Genomic DNA, 21,552 nt, shown 5'->3' with positions numbered 1-21,552 from the left:
GGCTCCTATGGCAGTTTAAGCGAGTTGGCATCACCTCAAGCCATTCTTCGCCAGATTTTTTCGAATGTCCGCTTCCCTCGCGCCTGTCCTGGACGCGCCTTCTCCGGCTCCGCACCCCGTCGAAACCATTCCGGGCTCACTTGAATCCGGCGTTCTGTTGCTGTGCGACCACGCCTCGAACGCCGTGCCGGAGGATTATGGCGATCTCGGCCTGCCGCCCGCGCAGTTCGAGCGCCACATCGCCTATGACATCGGGGCGGCGGCGGTCACGCGCTCGCTGGCCAGGCGTCTCGGCGCGCCGGCCATCCTGACCCGGTTCTCGCGCCTTCTCATCGATCCCAACCGGGGGCGGGACGACCCGACGCTCGTCATGCGCCTGTCCGACGGGGCGGTCGTGCCCGGAAACGCCAGGGCAGACGAGGCGGAGGTTCAGCGCCGCATCGCCCGGTTCTACGATCCTTATGACGCCGCCATCCAGGCGGCGGTCGAGAATGCCATAGGGAGCGGGAATCCGCCGGTTATCGTCACAATCCACAGCTTCACGCCCCTGTGGCGGGGTTGGCCCCGCCCCTGGCATGTGGGCATCCTCTGGGACGTGGACGACCGATTCGCCCGCCCAATCCTCGACGGCCTTGCTGCCGAGGACGGGTTGGTGGTGGGCGACAACGAGCCTTATGACGGGGCGCTGGCGGGCGATACCATCGACCGGCATGCAACCCGCCGGGGGCTTGCCAACGCTCTCGTCGAAATCCGGCAGGATCTGATCGCCACGGACGAAGGCGCGGAACAATGGGCGGAGCGGTTCGCGAAGCTTCTGACGCCGCTGGCCGCAAACCCGGACCTGCGCACGCCGAAGCCCCACGCGACGCGCACGCGAGAACGGCTTCGTCGCCGTTGATTGAGGAACCCATGAGCGGGATCGACAAAACGCTCCAGACCGAACTCGAAGCCGCGGCCTTCCGCCGGCTGGCGGAGCATTTGCGCGCGCGCAGCGATGTGCAGAACATCGACCTCATGAACCTCGCCGGCTTTTGCCGCAACTGCCTCTCGAACTGGCTCAAGGAGGCCGCCGACGAACGGGGTTTGGCTTTGTCGAAGGACGACAGTCGCCTCATGGTCTATGGCATGCCTTACGAGGACTGGAAGGCGCGTTACCAGAGCGAAGCCGATCCAGTTCAACTGGCGCAGTTCGAAAAGTCGAAACCCTCTCACTAGCCTCATGGAAGAGGCTTCACCCTTCACCTGAAACCAACGATTACGGAAACACTTTCATGGACGACGCATCTTTTCAGACCGAATCTGTCGCGGCCGATCAACTGAAGGCCTTCATCGAGCGCATCGAGCGTCTTGAAGAGGAAAAGGCGGGCATCGCGGGTGACATCAAGGATGTCTATTCCGAGGCCAAGGGCAATGGCTTCGACACCAAGGTCCTGCGCAAGATCGTCTCCATCCGCAAACGTGATTACGCCGAGCGTCAGGAAGAGGAGGCGATCCTCGAACTCTACATGCAGGCACTGGGCATGGCCGGCTGATTTTTCCGTTCGTAAAACCTGCTTAGAACAAGGCCGCCGCGAGGCGGCTTTTTTCATTCGTGAGGCAGGGCTCGTGATGCCTCCGTGCAAGCCTGGGCCAATCTTCGCGCCTTAAAGCCTCCTTCTCGATCGAAGCTGGGGCACAACCATGCAAACCAACAGCGCGCTTGCGGAACGTCTGGCCTTTCTGGGTATCGATGACGGTGTCTCGGAAGAGCTGCGCGCCTTGTGGCCCATCATCGAGCAGGCCCTGCCCCAGATGCTCGAACGGTTTTACGCTCACCTGAATAGCGTGCCGAAGCTTGCCGGCATGGTCGGTACGAGCAAGCCTCGTCTTGTCGCGGCGCAATCGCAGCATTGGGCGCGTCTTTTCAGCGGGCGGTTCGATGAAGCCTATGTGGAGAGCATCGGGCGCATCGGCCTCATCCACAACAAGATCGGCCTGGAACCACGCTGGTATATCGGCGGCTACTCCTTCATCATGAACGAGTTGCTGCATGTCCTCGCGACGAAGCACCGTTTCAGCGGCGCCTCGCTGGCGCGCAAGGTCGAGGCGATGAACAAGGCCGTCATGCTCGACATGGACTACGCCATCTCCGTCTACCAGAACGCGCTGGTCGAAGAGCGCCAGAGACGTGGCAAGGAACTGTTCGAAGCGGTGACGCAATTCTCCGACGCTGTGCAGGCCAGCCTGCGGATCTCGCACGAGGCGAGCGAGGCTCTCGAGCAGAGCGCGACCGTGCTCGACCACGCGACAGGTGAGGCGCGTGCGCTCGCCGGCGAGGTTGCGACTACATCGGAGCAGACCGCCTTGAGCATGCAATCGGGCGCGGCAGCGACGGAGCAACTTGCCGTTTCCGTGCGGGAGATCGGCCAGCAGGCCGGGCGCTCCGCCGATGTGGCGCGGAAGGCTTTCGAGAGCGCGCAACGCACGAAGGAATCGGTGGCGAGCCTCGCGCAGCAGGCGCGGCAGATCGGCGATGTGATCGACCTGATCGACCAAATCGCGGCGCAGACGAACCTTCTGGCGTTGAATGCAACGATCGAGGCGGCCCATGCGGGCGAAGTCGGAAAGGGCTTTGCCGTCGTCGCGCAGGAGGTGAAGACGCTTGCGACGCAAACGGCGCAGGCGACGACCGAAATCGGCTCCCGCATCGGCGCCATTCAGCAGGCGACCGACAAGAGCGCGAGTGAGATCGAGGAGATTGCCCACGTCATCGAGGAAGTGAGCCGCATCGCCACCGCCATCGCGGCGGCGGTGGAGGAACAATCGGCGGTGACATCCGAAATCGCGATGAACGTGCAGCAGACGACGGGCCATACGCAGGTCGTGGTGCGGAGCATCGAAACGCTGAGCGGTTCCGCGACCTCTGCCGCTGAAGCTGCGCAGCAGGTGACACAGGCCAAGCACACGCTCGACCAGCAGCTTCGCCGCCTGCGGCAGGACATTGACCGTTTCCTGGAAGCCGCGCTCTCCGATCAGGAGAAAATGGCCGCCTAGAGCATGATCCGGCGGTCTAAACGATCATCTTCTAGGCGACGGCAAGGCGGAACTGCGCGAAAGTCGCCCGTCTGTAGGCGCGATGTGCGCGGAAATAGGCTTCGGCCTCGTCGGCCGTGACAGCGCGGCTGAAGTAGAATCCTTGCGCGTATTCGCAGCCCAGCATCTGTAGGCACCGCAGTTGCGCTTCAGTCTCAAGCCCCTCGGCCACTGTCTCGATTCCGAGGCTTCGCGCGAGGCTCAGCATCGCCCGGACGATGGCGTTGTCGTCGTCGTTCGAGGTGAGTTCCGCAATGAAGGAGCGGTCGATCTTGATCTGGTCGATGGGATGGGTGCGCAGATGCGTCAATGTCGCAAAGCCGGTTCCGAAATCATCAAGCGCGATTGAAACGCCGAGCTTATGCAGATCGTTCAGGGTCTTTGCGAGCTGCGTCACGTTCTCGTCGAGAAGAACGGTCTCCGTGATCTCGATAGTCAGTTGTGAAGGCGGAATGCCCTTCGCCGCGAGAACGGCGGCAACTTTCTCAGGATAGTCGCCGCGGTTGAGCTCCGGCGCGGTGACATTGACGGAGACCTTGCACGGAGGCATTCCGCCTTCGCGCCACCGGCACAGATCGTCGCTCACGCTTTGCAGCATATGTTCGCCGAGCAGGATCGCCGCGTCGGGATCTTCCAGCGCAGCCTGAAAGTCCTTGGGAAAAAGAATATCCCCGTTGGGCAAAATCCAGCGCGCCAGGGCCTCGAAACCATGAGAGCGACGATCCGTAAGTCGCACCTGAGGTTGGTAGTAAGGCCTCACGCTGCCGGCTTCGAGGAGAGTCCGGAACGCCGACATCTGATCGAGGCGCTGCGTGAAAGCCGCGCGCATGTGCGGAGCATAGACCTCCGCACGGCCCCGCCCGTTGGCCTTCGCGCGGTAGAGAGCAAGCTCCGCGTTCTGGATCAGTTCGCTGACCTCCGAGCCGTGATCCGGAAACAGGCTGACGCCGAGGCTCGCGCTGGAACGCAGGTTCGGACTCAGGCGCGGCACGGACGCCCCGACGACGGAGAGCAGCCGTTGGATGATGGAGCTTATGCACTCCGCGCTCGAGACGTTGGGGATGAGAAGGGCGAATTCGTCGCCTCCGAAGCGGCCTAGCGTGTCGTCGGCGCTCAGTAGCGTCTGAATAGTCTCCCCTGTCTCGATCAGGATCGCGTCTCCGGCCTGGTGACCGAGGGTGTTGTTCACGTCCTTGAAGTTGTCGAGATCCATCAAGAGAAAAGCGAGCCCGCTGCCGGCATCACGCGCACGGGCAAGCGCTCGTTTGAAGAGATCCTGAAAATGTTGACGGTTGCAGAGGCCGGTAAGGGAATCGTGCTGCGTGGCATGTCGAAGCCGCTTGGCGATGGCGCGGCGCGCCGCAGATTCCTTTGAGGCGTCGGGCGAGCGTTTTTCCTTCTCCTCGTTCTCGTCGTCCCCCGCCGATTTGCGCGCGCGCGAAGATCGGTCACCCTTCGCCGGAGCCAAGGCAGATTCGAACGCGCTGCTCAGGAGCTCCAGCGTTTCTCTTCCGGGTGAATCGTAAACGCCAAGGATATCATCACGCGAAAGAAGCATCATGATCATCCGGTAGTTGTTGGGGAAGAGGCGATGCCGCGCCGCGCAGCACGCATTCCTGCTGCGATGTCCGGTGGGGTACACGCGTTGCGCGAGGCGACCGATTGCCGTGTCTGTGCCGTTGCACGATCACAACCGGGACTCCTTCAAATTGATCTGAAGGCAGTGCCGACTGGCCCCCACCAGGTCGAACTGCTCTAAAAAGCATCGTGGACCCGGTTTCTTAACAAGCTCTGAAGGGAGATGCGGTTTTACGCCAGCTTCGCGCAAGATTGTGCGCGTAGCCCTGTCGGACAAGGTGCCCGATTTGGGAGGTCCGTTTTGGGATCTGTCTATCTCTTCGATGTTGCTTCGCGACAGGCGCAGTGGCTCTCGGTTCGCCAGGCGGCGGTCTCAGGCAACATCGCGAACGCCAATACGCCCGGCTTCAAGGCTCTTGATGTGGAGCCGTTCGCCGATGTGCTCGACAAGACGCAGTTGCGAATGGCCGCAACGGACAAGGGGCATCTCGGGTTCGACAACGCCCATGTGCGTTCGGCCAAGGTCAAGAAGACCGACAGCTGGGACGTCATGCACTCCGGGAACTCCGTCAGCCTTGAGCAGGAGATGGCCAAGGCGGAAGAGGTCAACCGCGCTCACTCGCTCAACAACGGCATCGTCAAGGCTTTCCACCGCATGGTTCTCTCCGCGGCAAGGACGGGACAATGATTGATCCTCTGCAGGCTTCCTCCCGTCTTGCCGTCACCGGGCTGGAAGCTCAGTCCATGCGCTTGCGCATCGTGTCGGAAAACATCGCGAATGCTCAGTCTACCGGCAGGACGGCGGGCGCGGACCCGTATGCGCGCAAGACGATCACCTTCAAGAGCGAGCTCGACCGGGCGCTCGGCGCTGCAACGGTGCAAATCAAGGACGTCGGCGTCGACCAAGCGCCGTTTCAGGTCGAGTACGACCCCGGCAATCCGGCAGCGGATGAAAAGGGATTCGTGAAGATGCCGAACGTCAATGTGCTGATCGAGATGGCCGACATGCGTGAGGCCAACAGGTCCTACGAAGCGAACCTGCAGATGATCAAGCAGGCACGCTCCATGATTTCTGGAATGATCGATTTGTTGAGAGGGACCTGATGCTGGACGCGATTTCGGCGATCTCTTCTTTTGTCGAGCGGTCGGGCGGCGTTTCGTCCTCGCAGCTCGGCTCCGTTCAAGCCGCTGCGGCAACGGCGGTGCCGAACCATCAGATCGGCTTTGGCGAAATGATGGTGCAGGTGGCCGCGAACGCCGCAAACACCCTGAAGTCCGGTGAAGCTGCCGCGATCTCCGGCATTCAGGGCAAGGCGTCCGTGCAGCAGGTCGTTGAGGCGGTTATGTCCGCCGAGCAGGCTCTTCAGACAGCGATAGCGATCCGCGACAAGGTCGTCGCGGCCTATCAGGAAATCTCGCGGATGGCGATTTAAGGAGACGATGATGAAAGCGCTCGCAATCGCAGCGACCGGCATGAATGCCCAACAGCTCAATGTCGAGGTCATCGCGAACAACATCTCGAACGTGAACACCACCGCATTCAAGGGTGCGCGGGCCGAATTCACTGATCTTCTCTATCAGGCGGAGCGCCTGCAAGGCGTTCCGAACCAGGCGGGCGAGCGGCCGGTTCCGGAGGGCGCGATGCTCGGGCTTGGCGTGCGCACCGCGGCCATCCGCAACTTGCATCGTCAGGGATCGCTCACCAACACCGGAAACCAGTTCGATCTCGCCCTGAACGGGCGCGGATGGTTCCAGGTGACAGGCGCGAACGGAGAGACCACTTATACCCGCGCGGGTTCGTTCAACAAAGACGGCAACGGGCAATTGGTGACCATCGACGGTTACAGTCTCGACCCGGCGATCATCATTCCTCAAAACACGATTGACGTGGTGATCAACGAATCTGGTGAGGTCTTTGCCAAGGTCGACGGGCAGCCTCTGCCGCAGAATCTCGGGCAGCTCACCATCGCGAACTTCGCGAACGATTCCGGCCTTGAGCCTCTCGGCAACAATTTCTACCGCGAGACGCCAGCCTCGGGTCAGCCCGTCGTCGGTGTCGCGGGCGATCCGGGTTTCGGCAAGATCCATCAGGGTTATCTCGAAGCGTCGAACGTCGATCCGGTGAAGGAGATCACCAATCTGATCTCTGCGCAGCGCGCCTTCGAGATGAACTCCAAGGTCATCCAGGCGGCGGACGACATGGCCGGAACGGTCTCGAAGGGTATCCGCTGAGATCGCGGCTGATCGGTGATGGAACGCGTTTTGAAGAATCCGCTCAAATACATTTTCGTCGTGCTGGCGGCTGTGGCCGGGGCGCAGGCGGCTGTCGCGCAAGAGCGGATGCTTCCCGTTCCGACCATCACGATTTATCCTGGCGACGAGATCAGGGCGGGAATGTTGCGCGAGCGCAGCTTCCCCCTTGGCTATCAACCGCGCGGCGCTGTCATCGACACGCCGCTCGCCGTTGTGGGAAAAACCGCGCGCCGTACGCTTCTTCCGGGTGAGGCGATCCCGGTCAATGCCGTCGATGACCCCAAGATCGTCTCGCGCGGCGTGCCGACGCAGATAGTCTTCGAGGAAGGCGGGCTTTCGATCACGGCAATGGGATCGCCGCTGCAGTCGGGCGGGCTCGGAGAGCAGATCCGCGTCCGCAATACGGATACCGGGCGCATCATCCTCGGCACTGTCCAGGCAGACGGGCGCATCCGCATAGGTGGCCGATGATCGGGCGGGTCGTTCTTTTCGTCCTGGCGATGCTTGCGGCCCACACCGCCGAGGCCGCCACGCGTATCAAAGACATCGCCGCCGTTCAGGGCGTCCGTGACAACCAGCTTGTCGGCTATGGCCTTGTGATGGGATTGCAGGGCACCGGCGATACGTTGCGCAATTCCCAGTTCACGGAGCACTCGCTGCAATCCATGCTGGACCGCATGGGGGTCAACGTTCGTGATGCCACCCTGCGCACGCGCAACGTCGCCGCGGTCATCGTCACTGCCGACCTGCCGCCTTTTGTGGGCACGGGCTCGCGCATCGACGTCACCGTTACCTCGCTGGGCGATGCCACGTCCTTGAAGGGCGGAACGCTCATGCTCACGGCCCTGATGGGGGCGGATGGCCAAGTTTATGCGGCGGCGCAGGGGCCGATCGCGGTGTCCGGGTTCTCAGCGACAGGCCAGGCGGAGACCCTGACGCAGGGTGTCGCGACGGCAGGGCGCATTCCAAACGGCGCCCTGATCGAGCGTGAGGTCGGAGGCGGGTTTCGCGAGATGCCTTCGCTCGTGCTCGAGTTGAAGAACCCGGACTACAAGACGGCGACGCTGATGACGGACGCGATCAACGCCTATTCCATGAGCCGCTATGGCCGGCGCGTGGCGACGCCGCGGGATTTCCGCAGCATTGTCTTGCAAAAGCCGAACGATGTCGCTTCTACCCGCTTCATAGCGGAGATCGGCGACCTTCTGGTTCAGCCCGATACGCCTGCGCGGGTCGTGGTGGACCAGCGCACCGGAACGGTGGTGATCGGCAGGAACGTGCAGATCTCAACGGTTGCGATGACACACGGCAACCTCACGGTTCGCGTGACGGAGCTTCCGCAGGTGTCCCAGCCTGAGCCCTTCTCGCAAGGCCGCACGGTGGTCGTTCCGCGAACGGAGATTCAGGCGAACGAACAGGACGGCCACCTCGCCATCATTGGCGGCTCCGACTTGCAGACTCTGGTGAAGGGATTGAACCAGATCGGCCTGAAGCCGACCGACATCATCGCCATTCTCCAGGCTGTGAAAACAGCGGGCGCCCTCCAGGCTGAGCTGGTCGTCCAATGATAGCGCCCTTGAAAGTGGATTGAGAGCCATGATCTTGCGGAACATTCAAGAAGTCACAAAGCGTACCCTCCCGCTTGGTGCGGTTTTCATGCTCGTTGCGGCGCTCAATACGGCTTCGGCGCAACAAAAGGCAGAGGACGCCCGTAATCCGGCACCGCCAAAAGCAGGTGCTGCGGTAAGCGATCCGAAGGCGAACCAGTATTGCGCAAACATCGCGGATGCGGCGGCGGACGCGCGATATGAATGGCAGAAGGAAACGCTTACGAAGCTCGAGAAAGACATCGAGGGCCGCATCAAGATTCTCGAAGAAAAACGGGCCGAGTACGAAGAATGGCTTCGCCGGCGCAACGAATTTCTGGCCAAGGCCGATGAGGCTGTCGTCGCCATCTATTCGCGCATGCGTCCTGAGGCGGCAGCTCTTCAGCTTGCCAACATGAAGGATGAAACGGCGGCGGCCATCCTTGCGAAACTTGGCCCGAGGAGCGCGAGCGCGGTTCTGAACGAAATGGAACCGGCGCGCGCGGCGCAGCTCAGCAACGTCATCAACGGCAGCAAGCGCCCGCAAGACAACGAGAAGGCAGGATGATGAAACATATCTTATCGCTGACGGCCTGCCTTGCTCTAGGCGCCTGCGCAACGGATCCGAGCACCATCGGTCGGGAGCCGACCATGACTCCCGTGGGGCACGGCCTCAACGTGGCGTATGACCCTATGCCCGCTGCGTTTCGCGCAAAGCCGAGGCACTCCTATAATTCGCTTTGGGACCCCAGCGCCGCCGATCTCTTCCAGGACCCGCGCGCCAAGAATGTCGGCGATGTGGTCACGATCAACATTCAGATCGATGACAAAGCCCAGTTCGACAACGCTACGGATCGCTCACGCAATTCAAAGTCGAACCTCGGATTCAATGTCGGTTTCGATTTCAACGGGCGCTCGGCGGATTATTCCGCCAAGGGAGACATCCGATCCGGAACTTCTACCGAAGGCCAGGGTTCCATCGATCGTTCAGAAAAGCTCCGATTGTCCGTCGCCGCCGTCGTGACGGAGGTCTTGCCGAACGGAAACCTGCTCATCAGTGGATCGCAAGAAGTTCGCGTCAATTTCGAAGTGCGTGTTCTCAACATCGCCGGCATCGTTCGCCCGGGGGACATCTCCCGCAAGAACACGATTGGCTATGACAAGATCGCAGAAGCGCGCATTTCGTATGGCGGTCGTGGCCGCATTACGGAAGTGCAGCAGCCCGCGGTAGGTCAGCAGATCTATGATCTTCTGACGCCCTGGTAGAAGCGCAGCGTCATGGTCCGTCGCAGTCTTATAAAAGGTAGTTCAGGAGGCGGCTCCGCGAAGGGCGGCAGGAGCTGGCTGTTGACGCTGGCTGTTCTCACCGTTCTGGCTGTCGTAACAGGCGGCGCCTTCGGCATGTATCTCGTCACAACTGTCGAGAAAGCGGTGGATGAGCGGAAGAAGGACGAACAGGAAAAGACGTCGCACGCCCTGATCTATTCAGGTGACGCGACCTTGAAGACGCTCGGACCTGTCGTCACGAACATCGCCGGTTCCAGCGATACCTGGATCAGGATCGAGTCCTCCATTGTCTTCAATACGAAGGACGTGCCGAACCCGGATGTAATCGCGGCCGAGATCAAGCAGGACATGCTTGCCTACCTGCGCACGCTCGGCATCGCACAAATTCAGGGCGCAAGTGGGCTTCAGAGCTTGCGGGAAGACTTGAATGAGCGCGCGAGCCTGCGGTCCAAGGGGCTGGTGCGCGAGTTGATCGTCGAAACCCTGATTGTTCAATGAAGACCGGTTGCCGGCCGCTCATACAACAACGTCTTACCCTTGGTGCATGATGTTTCGTTTTCTCGCTATTGCCGCCTTCTCCATTGTCGCCACCACGGCCAGTGCACAGGTGCCGGGGCTTGAATCGCTGATCCCGGAAGGAAATGGCGCCGCCAGCGGCAAGATCATTCAGCTTATCGCGCTGCTGACGGTTCTGTCCGTCGCGCCGGGGATTCTCGTTATGACGACGAGCTTCACCCGCTTCGTCGTCGCTCTGTCCTTCCTTCGCTCGGGGCTTGGTCTGCAAAGCACGCCAGCTAACCTTTTTCTGATCAGCCTTTCCCTTTTCATGACGTTTTACGTCATGGCGCCGACCTTCGATCGCGCCTGGGAGGAGGGGGTGAGACCTCTCACGGAAAACCGGATCACCGAAGCAGAAGCCTTTTCGAAGGTTGCGGATCCCTTTCGCGATTTCATGCTGACCCATGTCAGGCCGAAAGATCTTCAGACTTTCAGCGATCTGGCTGCGGCCAACTTTCCGAAAGCGCAAAGCGATTCAAAAATAGATCTGCGGATCATCATTCCTGCTTTCATGATCTCGGAATTGAGGCGCGGATTTGAAATCGGCTTTCTTATCGCTCTGCCATTTCTTGTGATCGACATGATCGTCGCAACGCTTGTGATGTCGATGGGTATGATGATGATGCCGCCGACCGTGATCGCGATGCCGTTCAAGATCCTGTTCTTTGTGCTGATCGATGGCTGGAATATTCTGATCAGCGGATTGGTCCGTTCTTACTTCTAAAATTGTGATTCAGTTTCATCAGAGGAAGTAGCGGCAGAGTCTCCGTTAACGATCTTGTAAGATGAAAGGTGCTTAGGTTAGCGAACGTTGTCGTTATGACTTGACCATGATGAAAGCTTCACGCAAATTCATGTGGTCAGTACGACACGAATGGCAGATTGAACGGCTTGCTCGATGAGGCCCCGTTCGAAGGCATGACGCCGCCCTGCCATACCGGTGAAAGCCCGGTATGTCCCGATTTACTCAGTTCTAGGGACAGAAAAACATGTCTAGCCTTCTCACCAATACCTCCGCGATGACCGCCCTGACGACGCTGAAGAGCATCGCCGGGGAACTCGACAAGACCAGCAGCCGCATCTCGACCGGCTTGAAGGTCTCGAATGCCGCTGACAATGCGGCCTACTGGTCCATCGCCACGACGATCCGCGCTGACAACGGCTCGCTCGGCGCGGTGAAGGACGCTCTCGGCCTCGGCGCAAACTCGGTCGATACCGCCTTCAACGGCATGAACAGCGCCATTGAAGATATGAAGTCGATCCAGTCGAAGCTGACGGCGGCTCTTTCGCCGAACGTTGATCGCAACAAGATCCAGACCGAAATCGGCGCCATCCTGAACAAGATGAAATCGACGGCTGACTCTTCGGTGGTTTCCGGCGAGAACTGGCTGTCGACGGACTCGGGTGCAGGCAACTACACCTCCGACCGTAAGATCGTCGCCTCGTTCACCCGCGTCGATGGAGCCATTTCGGTCGACACCGTGAATGTCTCGGTGGACGACACGAAGCTCTACGACAAGACCACGACGGCCTCGGCCGGCGGTGGTGTGGATGCGGACATCACTGCCGACAAGGCGACGTTCCAGGCGGCTGAGACCCAGTGGGACACCGACCTGGCGACCTGGGAAGCGAGCACCAAGGACGCGGCGGCCAAGACCGCTTATGACACGGCCAAGACCACCTTCGACACCGCGAAGGCGACCTACGCTACGGCGATCGACACCGCCAACGCGGCTGCGGTCAAGGACGCGGACGGTGCGGGCGGCATCCTGAACAAGGAATGGGGCGTCTTCGGCAAGGACGAGGACGGTGCTAACAAGGCCTATGCCCTGTCGGTGGACAAGATCGACATCTCGGCGATCCAGAACCAGGACCTGTCGAAGCTTCGCGCCTACATTGCGGTTGTCGACAAGGCGCTCAACGCCATGACCGAAGCGGCCACCACGCTCGGTGCGAACAAGACGCAGATCACCTCGCAGACGACCTTCGTCGAATCTCTCATCAAGTCGAACGAACGCTCCATCGGCACCCTCGTTGATGCCGACATGGAAGAAGAGTCCACCCGCCTCAAGGCCCTGCAGGTGCAGCAGCAGCTCGGCGTTCAGTCGCTCTCCATCGCGAACTCGAACACCCAGAGCATTCTCTCGCTCTTCCGCTAAGACTAAGCTCATTCCCCGATCCGTCGGGGAGTGACGCAAGAGCCACGCTCCCCCCAGGGCGTGGCTTTTTTATTTTGCGCCCCGGAGCACAGCCCCACGCAAGGTTCGCCAGCTAGAAAAGCCGATATGGCAGATTGAGCATTACGCTATAAGCCCGCTCGAAGGCATGACGCCGCCCTGCCATACCGGTGAAAGCCCGGTATGTCCCGACCATTTTGCTCACCTGGGGGACGCCGCATGTCTAGCCTTCTCACCAATAATTCCGCCATGACTGCTCTGACGACGCTGAAGAGCATCGCCGGACAACTCGATCAGACCAGCAGCCGCATCTCGACCGGCTTGAAGGTCTCGAATGCCGCTGACAATGCGGCCTACTGGTCCATCGCCACGACGATCCGCGCCGACAACGGCTCGCTCGGCGCGGTGAAGGACGCTCTCGGTCTCGGCGCAAACTCGGTCGATACCGCCTTCAACGGCATGAACAGCGCCATTGAAGACATGAAGTCGATCCAGGCGAAGCTCACCGCAGCGATGTCGCCGAACGTCGATCGCGGCAAGATCCAGACCGAAATCAGCGCCATCCTGAACAAGATCAAGTCGACCGCCGATTCCTCGGTTGTGTCCGGCGAGAACTGGCTGTCGACGGATTCGGGCGCCGGTAACTACATCTCCGACCGCAAGATCGTCGCCTCGTTCACCCGCGTTGACGGCGCGATCACGGTCGATACCGTGAACGTCTCGGTTGACGAAACGAAGCTCTATGACAAGACCACGACGGCTTCGGCTGGCGGTGGTGTGGATGCAAACATTGCTGCCGACAAGGCGACGTTCCAGGCGGCGGAGACCCAGTGGGCGACCGACCAGGCGACCTGGGAAGCAAGCATCAAGGATGCCGCGGCCAAGACCGTGTACGACACGGCCAAGACCACCTTCGACACCGCGAAGGCAACTTACGCTACGGCGATTGACACCGCCAACGCGGCGGCCGTCAAGGACGCGGACGGTGCGGGCGGCATCCTCAACAAGGAATGGGGCGTCTTCGGCAAGGACGAGGACGGTGCTAACAAGCACTACGCCCTGTCAATCGATAAGCTCGACATCTCGGCGATTCAGAACCAGGACCTGTCGAAGCTCCGCGCCTACATCGCGGTCGTCGACAAGGCGCTCAACGCCATGACCGAAGCGGCCACCACGCTCGGCGCGAACAAGACGCAGATCACCTCGCAGACGACCTTCGTCGAATCGCTCATCAAGGCGAACGAACGCTCCATCGGCACCCTCGTTGATGCCGACATGGAAGAAGAGTCCACCCGACTCAAGGCCCTGCAGGTGCAGCAGCAGCTCGGCGTTCAGGCTCTTGGCATTGCGAACGGCAACACGCAGAGCATTCTCTCGCTGTTCAAATAAGCGATTACCTCGTTCTTTCCTTTCGGGAAAAGTAGAAAAGGCCACGCTCTCCAGAGCGTGGCTTTTTTGTTGCGCAAGCTCCGGACAAGATTGCCGGGCGACAGATTGTTCACTGAACAATTTGTCAGAAGCCGAGCCTGAACATGACCGGACGCGAACACGCCGAGAAACTTTGGAGCAATCTCCTTGAGCTTGGTGTTCGTCGCCTGGTGGCTCTCGGCCTGATCGGGCTTGTCGTCTTCCTCGGCGTCGGCCTTGGGGCCTATTATCTCAGCCGCCCTGCGCAGGAGCCGCTCTATGTCGGACTGGAGCGTGAGGATGTGAGCCGGATCGGCGCCGTGCTCAAGGATGCTGGAATTCCTTTCGATGTGAGCTCGGACGGAACGGCAGTCCTCGTCAGCCATGCGAACACCGCGAATGCCCGCATGCTTCTGGCTGAGAAAGGGCTGCCGCAGAGTTCGAAATCGGGATACGAGCTGTTCAACGATCTCGGTTCGCTCGGCCTGACGTCCTTCATGCAGGAGGTGACGCGCGTTCGCGCCCTTGAGGGCGAGATCGCCCGCACGATCCAGACCATGAAGGGTGTCAAGGCGGCGCGGGTTCACATCGTGATGCCGGATCGCGGATCTTTCCGCCGTGAGCAGCAGGCGGCCTCCGCGTCTGTCGTTGTCAGGACGGAGTCGGCGGACGATACGAGTTCCGCTCAAGCCATCCGCCACCTCGTCGCGGCTGCAATTCCCGGTATGAAGGTCGACCGGGTGACGGTGCTCAATACCGATGGCACGCTCCTGATGTCCGGCGATGACGGCGCCAGCGCGGCAACCGGCAGAATGGCGACCCTTGAGCGCAACGTCGGGCGCGAGATTCAGGAGAACGTTCGCCGCACCTTGACCCCCTATCTTGGGCTTGGAAACTTCGAGGTCAGCGTCGCGGCGCGTCTCAACACGGACAAGACCACGATCAACCAGACGACTTACGACCCGGAATCGAAAGTCGAGCGTTCCATCCGAACGGTCAAGGAAGCTGAGGTCTCTCAAAATCGCAGCAATCAAAAACCGACGACTGTCCAGCAAAATCTGCCGGAAGAACGGGTGCGTGCGGATGGTGGCGAAAATTCGAGCCAGGACAACCAGCGCCGCGAGGAGCTGACCAACTACGAGATTTCGTCGAAGACGATACAGACCGTGAGCGATGGATACGCCGTCAAGAATCTTTCGGTTGCCGTTCTCGTCAATCGCAGCCGCTTGACGGCGCTGATGGGAAGCGACGCTCCGCAGGGCGCCATCGACGCGCGCATTGCCGAAATCGAGCAACTCGTCTCGTCGGCAGCCGGCTTCGACAAGGCTCGCGGCGATCAGATCAAGGTCGCCGCCGTCGGGTTCATCGATGACGGCCGCATGATGGAGCCGACGCCGCCTCTCGGCCTTGGCGAAGTGCTGATGCGGCAGTTCGGCAATGTCATCAACGCCCTGACGATCCTGGTTGTTGCCAGCCTGCTGATCTGGTTCGGCCTGCGCCCCGCAGTGACCGCAATTCTCGCCCGCCCTGAGAAGGAGCAGGCCTATGAGGCGACAACCGCGAGCCTTGCTGCACCTGACGAAGCTCTGGAAGCCGCTGAAGGCACGCCGCAGCTTGAAACGGTCACTGTGCCCAACCTGATCGAAGATCTGACCGGCAAGATGAACCGCACGCCGCAGAAGAAGCTTGAGCAGATGGTGGAGTTCGATGAAGAGCAGGCCGCAGCCATTCTCAAGCAATGGCTGATGCAGGCGGAGGCTGCCTGATGGCTCACGCGATTTCGCGCTATCTTCCCGATTTCGACCTCGCAGGCGCGCAAATTCCGGAAAGGCCTGCTCCCGCTCTCAAGCCACAGCCGCCCGTGCAGGACATTGCGGCTCTCGTTGCTTCCGCCGAAGAGCGCGGACGCAGTGAGGGACGCGCAGCGGCACTTCACGAGGCGCAGGAGACTCTTGCGCTCGAGCGCGCCCGGTTTGCGGAGCAGCTTTCTGCCGAGCGCGAAAGGTGGCTTTCAAAGGAAAGCGAACAGCTCTCGTCACAACTGACTGACGCGGTTCAGCATCTTGAGGAGAAGCTCGCGGACAGCATGGCGCGGATAATCACACCCTTTTTATCCGATGGTGTGCGGCGGCAGATTCTGGACGAATTCGTGGCAAACCTCTCGTCCCTGCTCGAAGATCGGGGAAAGCCGGTCGTCACAGTCAGGGGGCCGGGCGATCTTTTGGACGCTCTTTCAGATCGCATCGGTTCGGCGGCGATGGCTGTCTCGTTCGTCAAGGCCGATGAGCCGGAAGTGTCCGCCGTCGTGGACGATACGATGATCGAAACTCAGTTCGCCGCGTGGGGCGCGCGCCTCGCCAATGCCGGAGAGTCGCTCTGACCATGTCCGATGCAGGAAAGAACGAAATCATCATCGTCCGTCGACATGACGATGAGGAGGAGCACCACAAAGGCGGCGTGTGGAAGATCGCGCATGCCGATTTCATGACGGCCATGATGGCCTTCTTTCTCGTCATGTGGCTGATCAGCTCCACCGACAAGGCAACGCGGACGACGATTGCGAACTACTTCAACCCGGTCCAGCTCGCCGAGAGTTCTCCGGAGCGGAAAGGTTTGAAGGAGCCGAAGAAGACATCGCCGGATACATCGGTCGATGCTGATCAAAGCGACAAGCCCTCTCCCGGCACAGGCCCTGAAATGGGCGGACGTGCGCCGCAGCCTGGAAAATCCCGCTACAAGGAAAGCGAGCTTTTTCAGGACCCTTACGCGATCCTCGCAAAGCTTGCCTCCGAAGCGGAGCATGAGCGGGTGCAGGACACCTCCGGCGCGGATGCGACGCTCGGGGAAACCGGCGTGCCCGGCATGAACGGCGGCGAGGCCTACAGGGATCCTTTCGACCCGCTCTATTGGCAGGTGGCGCCTCTCCCAAAGCCAAAGACGCAGACGCCCGGAGCGCCGGGAACCGCGCCGGCACTGCCGCCGGAGGCGAGGCTCGATGCACTGGCGCCGGCGACGCCAGCGGATAAGCAAAAGATGGGCGATGCCGGAGATGTTGCCGCGGAAAAAGCGTCGCAGAAAACATCACCCGAAACCGAGAAGCAGGCGCTCCGCCAGCAGGACGCGGAGCTGAAGGCTGAGATTGCAAAGGCGCTTCAAGGCGAGCGCGACACGGCAAAAGCTCCGCATCTTGAGGTGAGCAGAACCGGAGAAGGTGTTCTTATCAGCATCACCGATGAGCTCGACTTCAGCATGTTCGCCATCGGCTCCGCCGAGCCCCAGCCGAAGGTCGTGCGCGCGATGGAGAAGATCGCGAAGATCCTCAGCGCGCGCAGCGGGCGCATCATCATCCGTGGGCATACCGATGGCCGCCCCTTCAAGTCGGACACTTACGACAACTGGCGTTTATCGACGGCGAGGGCGCACATGGCCTTCTACATGCTCGTGCGGGGAGGCTTGGACCAAGCGAGGGTAGAGCGCGTCGAAGGACATGCCGACCGGACTTTGAAGAATGCGGCCGATCCAAAGGCGCCTGAAAACCGGCGCATCGAGATTCTTCTGCGGGATCGCCCCTCGTGAAGCGGGGAGGGTATTCCCTGGTGGCGATGGCCATCCTGACGTCTTTCCCTGTCATGGCCGAGCCTGACGGGGAGCAGCAGTCGCGCGCCATTTCGGCGACGCCGATTGAACTGGTGCGCACCTTGCAGGCGTTGCAGGACCAGATAGCGATGGGATCTACCAATGCGCATCTCGCCCAGCGCACCCTTCTCGCACGCATCGACGAGAGCCTGACATCCCTTGATGCGACGGTATGGCAGGAGCCGCACAATGTCCGCTCCACTGTCGTGTTTGTGCTGAGCGGCGGAAGGCCCGACATTCTACGGAAAATCCAGAACACCGGCGGGCTCGCGACGCTGGACGAGGTTCTGGTGAAGGGGGCCCTCGCCTACGTGGAGGGGCGGGAGGACGATGCGCGCCAGCTCCTTGAAGGGATCGACGTGCACACGCTTCCACCGGTCCTCGCGGGCCAGATCGCGCTCGTCCAATCGGCTCTGGTGGTTCGCAACGATCCTGCGAGATCCGTCGCCCTGCTGGACTTCGCGCGCCTGCAGCTTCCGGGAACGCTGGTTGAGGAAGCGGCCCTGCGGCGCGAGATCTTCGTGGTCAGCCAGATGGGGGATACGAAGAAATTCGATGCGTTGTCCCGGCAGTATCTGCGCCGTTTCCGGCATTCGATCTATTCCGGAAACTTTCGGCAACGGTTTGCCAGCGCCCTCACGCGCCTTGAATTCGCGAAGGATCACGAGCGCTTCAGGCGGCTCGTATCCATGCTCGACGAACTGGAGCCGTCTGTTAGCCTGGAACTTTACCTGATGATCGCGCGCGCCGCGATCGAGCAGGGGCAGACGGGTGCCGCCGTTCTCGCGGCGGACAAGGCGGGCGAATTGTCCGGAAAGGATTCTGTCAGCAATGCCCGGGCAAGGCTCTATCGGGCGGCGGCCATCGTCGTGTCCAAAGAGGGGTTTGAACCCGGCCTCGCGGAATTGAGGCGCATCGACAAACAGATCCTTCCCCCGCGCGATGTCGAGCTTCTGGATTCAGCCCTCGCGATGGCAAGCTTCATCCGCAGCGGGCCAGCCGGTGCGCCATCGCCGGTCCCGCCGCCCAAACCCGTTGCATCCGTTGAGCCCCCCGAAAAAATCAACCTGCCGACGCCAGCGATATCCCGTGCGCAAAGCGCCCTTGAGAGAGTCGATCGGCTTTTCCAGAAAGATTCCAGATGACCAAGCTCGATGGCTTCATCCAGAATATGTCGCGACAGGTCGATCTCATCGCGCTAAAGCCGGCCCCGCAGACGGACGGGTCAAGCGAGCGGGGAGGGCCTCTGGATACAGCAGCCTTCGATTCACTCCTTCAGGATCTCTCCTCTGCCAAGGATGGCCTCACGCCGCGTGATGAGCGGGCGATGGGCGAGAGGGATCAGGCTCTGCAGGAGAGTGGAAATCCCATCAAGAGTAACGCAGACCAGGAAGGCCGGAATCAAGGCGCCGATGGCACGATGAGCCTGTCATCGATACCGAATGCGAACCCGCTTCTTCTGGAACAGGCGCTGGCGAGCGCCGCTGTCGCAAAAGCTCCATTGCCGGATGCAAGTACACAGCTTGTCTCCGCAACACCAAAGGACATTGCGCCCTCAGGGATCGCGTCTCTTCTCTCAATGCCGGATACAGCTCTACCCAGCGAGCTTACGGGGGAGGGACAGGTGCAGGACTTTGCAAACAAAGAAAAGCCGAAGATCGCCGTGCTTCATCAGGAGGCGCACTTCAAGCCGGTTTCTTCGAGTCCTGCTCTGGCGGCTCCCGACACGCGTGGCGTGGTGGGTGAAGCGCCTCGGGAAGCCATGGGCATCAAGCCTTCGCATCCCCTCACGGCGCTACAGGCAACGTTGACTGCGCATGCGGGCAATGATGCTACGCAAGACGATTCACTGCGGATCATGGCAAACCAGACCGACCGGGACGCGAATGAGACCGCGACCTCAAATGCGGTTCTTCAGCGGATCGCCGGAGCTGTCTTTTCTGAGGCAAGAGAGGCCAGCAGCGAATTGCGCCCGAACGATATCAAGACCGATCCGACACGGCCCGTGGTATCGCGAGCCTCCGAAGGTGTCATGAGAGTCCTGAACATCCAGCTCCACCCGGTCGAGCTTGGTATCGTCACAGTCAAGATGCGGCTGTCAGGCGACACGCTGGAGATGGAGCTTCATGCGCAAAGCGACGAGACCGCGCAATTGTTACGCAAGGATTCCGAAAAGCTTTCCGCGTTGCTGCGCACATCGGGCTACCGGCCGGATGTCGTGAGTATCCATGTGGGAACGCCTGAGGCGTCGCAGCAGGACACATCGTTCGGTCAGCGGCCACAATCGCAACCGCAATTCGGCGGTCAGCAACAAGGATTCGCAGCCGGCTCGGAAGAGCGCCCGCGCGAGCGAGCCGCCTCTCACGAAAGAACGGATAAACAGGGGAAGGATCGGAACGATGAGAGCATTTCTGCTCATCGCGCTGTCGGCAGCCTCTATCTGTAGCATTGGATCGCAGGCTTCTGCGAGTGCCAACAGCTGCGAGCGGGAAATGGTCCGTGCCGCTGCGAAATACGGCGTTCCTCTCGGAATGCTCTATTCGGTCGGCCTGACGGAGACAGGGAAGCGCGGGTCCTTGCAGCCCTATGCCATGAACATCGAGGGAAAACCGTATTTCGCGGCAAACGCCTCCGAGGCCATGAAGCAGTTCGAGGGTGCGAGTCGGAACGGAGCCAAGTTGATCGACCTCGGTTGCATGCAGATCAACCACCATTACCACAGGGACAAGTTCGCCTCTCTGGCGAGCATGCTGAACCCGCGCGACAATGTCGATTATGCGGCGCAGTTTCTAAAGCAACTTCGCGTGCGCGAAGGAAGCTGGACCATGGCCGTGGCCCGCTATCATGCGGGGCCAAACAACAATCCGGCACAAAAGCAGTATGTCTGCCGCGTCGTCGCCAATATGGTGGCGACCGGCTTCGGGGAGTGGACGCCGGGTGCTCGCGCTTTCTGTCAGTAGCGTGGTACTTAGCGGGAAAGTGTGAGGGGAATGCTGGACCCCTCAAGCATCCCCTTCAGAGGCGCCCCCTCCGTGTTCATGCGCGCAACGACACTGCCTCTGGCATAGAGCACGATGTTGCCGTTGCGGATATTCCATGAATTGACGTTCTGCAGGGCGTTGCTGCTGCAGCTGGATATCGAAGCCTTGTAAAGATCCAGCGTAGGAACGCTCGTCAGGTTCAGTCGGCACGGCGCGCCGTTGGCCGGTTTGATCGTCCAGTTCCCCACGAAAGAGGTCGGTCCTCGTGCATGCGAGGAGGGCTTCGTCACCGGTGAAGGTGATGCGGGCGGCTGCGGCGTTGCCGCAGGCAGTTCCCGTGTCTGCGCTTCAAGCCTCTGTGGCGGTGCCGGTGTTTGTGATGGAGCAGGCACGACCGTGCCGCGCGTGGCGAGGGGAGCTTTCCCCGGCACGCGGTGCGCTTGCATGGCGGGATGATACGGCCTGCTCACAGGAGGGCGCTCAACGACGATGGAGACCTCGCGAGGAACTGTGCCCCATGCGCCGCCTATTGCCGCAACCGATACAGGAGGCGGGGGGCCCCAGGGGCCGGATGTATAGAGAGCTTCCGTGCCGTTGCAGGCCGTGAGAGAGCAAACGCCCGTAAGCAGAAAAAGCCGCCTTGCCGGGCGATACAGATTCTTGAAGTGATCTCTTCGTCTTTTTGTGTCCGGAGTGCTCATTCGCTTTCTCTCGGTGAAATTTGAATCGCAACCCACCGGGAGTTCGAGCGGGAATGATCGGATTTTCACCCGACGAAGGTGTATCCGATGTATCGCTTTGCTTCGATGGGATCGTGTCCGAGCTTGAAGCGGAGCTTCTTGCGGAGCTTGCTGATGTGGCCTTCGATGACGCTTTCCTCGACGTCGTTGGAATAGATTCCGTAGATGGCGTTGAAGATCTGCGTCTTGGTCAGGCGGCGTCCGCGGTTGCGCACGAGGTATTCGAGAATGTGGCGCTCGCGGCGGGGCAGGATGAGGCTCTGGTTGTCGATCTCGG

25 protein-coding genes are annotated in these 21,552 nt (G+C 60.8%); 22 read left to right on the top strand and 3 right to left on the bottom strand.

Annotation, left to right across the window (positions count from 1 at the left end; all coding sequences use genetic code 11):
* Window positions 1–64: 64 nt before the first annotated feature.
* From DQW91_RS15570 to DQW91_RS15555, 4 genes are all read left to right on the top strand, one after another.
* On the top strand, window positions 65–898 hold the full coding sequence (locus DQW91_RS15570; RefSeq protein ID WP_112664574.1) for an N-formylglutamate amidohydrolase: 834 nt from the start codon (window positions 65–67) through the stop codon (window positions 896–898).
* 11 nt (window positions 899–909) lie between these two features.
* Window positions 910–1,215: a DUF1244 domain-containing protein gene (locus DQW91_RS15565; protein ID WP_112664573.1), complete on the top strand. Its 306-nt coding sequence runs from the start codon at window positions 910–912 to the stop codon at window positions 1,213–1,215.
* A gap of 56 nt (window positions 1,216–1,271) precedes the next feature.
* On the top strand, window positions 1,272–1,532 hold the full coding sequence (locus tag DQW91_RS15560; protein ID WP_112664572.1) for a DUF2312 domain-containing protein: 261 nt from the start codon (window positions 1,272–1,274) through the stop codon (window positions 1,530–1,532).
* A gap of 148 nt (window positions 1,533–1,680) precedes the next feature.
* Window positions 1,681–3,033, top strand: a complete 1,353-nt coding sequence (locus tag DQW91_RS15555) for a globin-coupled sensor protein (RefSeq protein ID WP_112664571.1) — start codon at window positions 1,681–1,683, stop codon at window positions 3,031–3,033.
* A 31-nt stretch (window positions 3,034–3,064) separates the two neighbouring features.
* On the opposite strand, the gene DQW91_RS15550 is transcribed toward DQW91_RS15555, so the two are convergent.
* Entirely contained in the window at window positions 3,065–4,633 is a 1,569-nt protein-coding gene (locus DQW91_RS15550) for a putative bifunctional diguanylate cyclase/phosphodiesterase (RefSeq protein ID WP_198411887.1), read from the bottom strand.
* Between the two features lie 318 nt (window positions 4,634–4,951).
* Between DQW91_RS15550 and flgB the strand changes: the two genes are divergently transcribed.
* From flgB to DQW91_RS15460, 18 genes are all read left to right on the top strand, one after another.
* Window positions 4,952–5,338, top strand: a complete 387-nt coding sequence (flgB, locus tag DQW91_RS15545) for a flagellar basal body rod protein FlgB (RefSeq protein ID WP_112664569.1) — start codon at window positions 4,952–4,954, stop codon at window positions 5,336–5,338.
* Window positions 5,335–5,754, top strand: coding sequence for a flagellar basal body rod protein FlgC (flgC, locus tag DQW91_RS15540; protein WP_112664568.1), 420 nt, complete (start codon window positions 5,335–5,337; stop codon window positions 5,752–5,754). The genes flgB and flgC overlap by 4 nt, the downstream gene beginning before the upstream one ends.
* On the top strand, window positions 5,754–6,083 hold the full coding sequence (gene fliE / locus DQW91_RS15535; RefSeq protein ID WP_112664567.1) for a flagellar hook-basal body complex protein FliE: 330 nt from the start codon (window positions 5,754–5,756) through the stop codon (window positions 6,081–6,083). Before flgC ends, fliE begins: the two co-directional genes overlap by 1 nt.
* A gap of 10 nt (window positions 6,084–6,093) precedes the next feature.
* Entirely contained in the window at window positions 6,094–6,882 is a 789-nt protein-coding gene (gene flgG, locus DQW91_RS15530; RefSeq protein ID WP_112664616.1) for a flagellar basal-body rod protein FlgG, read from the top strand.
* Between the two features lie 30 nt (window positions 6,883–6,912).
* Window positions 6,913–7,374, top strand: a complete 462-nt coding sequence (gene flgA, locus DQW91_RS15525; RefSeq protein ID WP_281024045.1) for a flagellar basal body P-ring formation chaperone FlgA — start codon at window positions 6,913–6,915, stop codon at window positions 7,372–7,374.
* Window positions 7,371–8,471, top strand: coding sequence for a flagellar basal body P-ring protein FlgI (gene flgI, locus DQW91_RS15520; RefSeq protein WP_112664565.1), 1,101 nt, complete (start codon window positions 7,371–7,373; stop codon window positions 8,469–8,471). The genes flgA and flgI overlap by 4 nt, the downstream gene beginning before the upstream one ends.
* 88 nt (window positions 8,472–8,559) lie before the next feature.
* On the top strand, window positions 8,560–9,057 hold the full coding sequence (locus DQW91_RS15515; protein ID WP_112664615.1) for a MotE family protein: 498 nt from the start codon (window positions 8,560–8,562) through the stop codon (window positions 9,055–9,057).
* The gene (flgH, locus tag DQW91_RS15510; RefSeq protein ID WP_112664614.1) at window positions 9,057–9,755 is read left to right on the top strand and encodes a flagellar basal body L-ring protein FlgH; all 699 of its coding nucleotides are present in this window, start codon (window positions 9,057–9,059) and stop codon (window positions 9,753–9,755) included. The genes DQW91_RS15515 and flgH overlap by 1 nt, the downstream gene beginning before the upstream one ends.
* An 81-nt stretch (window positions 9,756–9,836) precedes the next feature.
* The gene (locus DQW91_RS15505) at window positions 9,837–10,274 is read left to right on the top strand and encodes a flagellar basal body-associated FliL family protein (RefSeq protein WP_245411066.1); all 438 of its coding nucleotides are present in this window, start codon (window positions 9,837–9,839) and stop codon (window positions 10,272–10,274) included.
* A 46-nt stretch (window positions 10,275–10,320) separates the two neighbouring features.
* Window positions 10,321–11,058: a flagellar type III secretion system pore protein FliP gene (gene fliP, locus DQW91_RS15500; protein ID WP_112664563.1), complete on the top strand. Its 738-nt coding sequence runs from the start codon at window positions 10,321–10,323 to the stop codon at window positions 11,056–11,058.
* A 265-nt stretch (window positions 11,059–11,323) separates the two neighbouring features.
* On the top strand, window positions 11,324–12,493 hold the full coding sequence (locus DQW91_RS15495) for a flagellin N-terminal helical domain-containing protein (RefSeq protein WP_112664562.1): 1,170 nt from the start codon (window positions 11,324–11,326) through the stop codon (window positions 12,491–12,493).
* A gap of 237 nt (window positions 12,494–12,730) precedes the next feature.
* A complete protein-coding gene (locus DQW91_RS15490; protein WP_112664561.1) occupies window positions 12,731–13,900 on the top strand; it encodes a flagellin N-terminal helical domain-containing protein in 1,170 nt (389 codons plus the stop codon).
* 143 nt (window positions 13,901–14,043) lie between these two features.
* Complete coding sequence (gene fliF / locus DQW91_RS15485; protein WP_112664560.1) at window positions 14,044–15,684, top strand: flagellar basal-body MS-ring/collar protein FliF; 1,641 nt, start codon at window positions 14,044–14,046, stop codon at window positions 15,682–15,684.
* The gene (locus DQW91_RS15480; protein WP_157961472.1) at window positions 15,684–16,298 is read left to right on the top strand and encodes a hypothetical protein; all 615 of its coding nucleotides are present in this window, start codon (window positions 15,684–15,686) and stop codon (window positions 16,296–16,298) included. Before fliF ends, DQW91_RS15480 begins: the two co-directional genes overlap by 1 nt.
* A 2-nt stretch (window positions 16,299–16,300) precedes the next feature.
* Entirely contained in the window at window positions 16,301–17,494 is a 1,194-nt protein-coding gene (locus DQW91_RS15475; protein WP_112664558.1) for a MotB family protein, read from the top strand.
* Window positions 17,491–18,699, top strand: coding sequence for a chemotaxis protein MotC (locus tag DQW91_RS15470; protein WP_157961471.1), 1,209 nt, complete (start codon window positions 17,491–17,493; stop codon window positions 18,697–18,699). Before DQW91_RS15475 ends, DQW91_RS15470 begins: the two co-directional genes overlap by 4 nt.
* Window positions 18,700–18,881: 182 nt before the next feature.
* Window positions 18,882–20,000, top strand: a complete 1,119-nt coding sequence (gene fliK, locus DQW91_RS15465; RefSeq protein WP_157961470.1) for a flagellar hook-length control protein FliK — start codon at window positions 18,882–18,884, stop codon at window positions 19,998–20,000.
* Window positions 19,954–20,514 (top strand): transglycosylase SLT domain-containing protein, encoded by a 561-nt coding sequence (locus DQW91_RS15460; protein WP_112664555.1) that lies wholly within the window; start codon window positions 19,954–19,956, stop codon window positions 20,512–20,514. The genes fliK and DQW91_RS15460 overlap by 47 nt, the downstream gene beginning before the upstream one ends.
* A gap of 8 nt (window positions 20,515–20,522) precedes the next feature.
* Here DQW91_RS15460 and DQW91_RS17355 read toward each other — a convergent pair whose 3' ends face one another.
* Entirely contained in the window at window positions 20,523–20,981 is a 459-nt protein-coding gene (locus DQW91_RS17355) for an AprI/Inh family metalloprotease inhibitor (RefSeq protein WP_425373408.1), read from the bottom strand.
* 320 nt (window positions 20,982–21,301) lie between these two features.
* A partial coding sequence (locus DQW91_RS15450; protein ID WP_198411886.1) for a winged helix-turn-helix domain-containing protein occupies window positions 21,302–21,552 on the bottom strand: 251 nt, incomplete at its 5' end.

It is taken from the genome of Microvirga flavescens (genome assembly GCF_003290125.1).
Lineage (GTDB): Bacteria > Pseudomonadota > Alphaproteobacteria > Rhizobiales > Beijerinckiaceae > Microvirga > Microvirga flavescens.
This window is presented reverse-complemented; position numbering and strand designations above follow the sequence as displayed.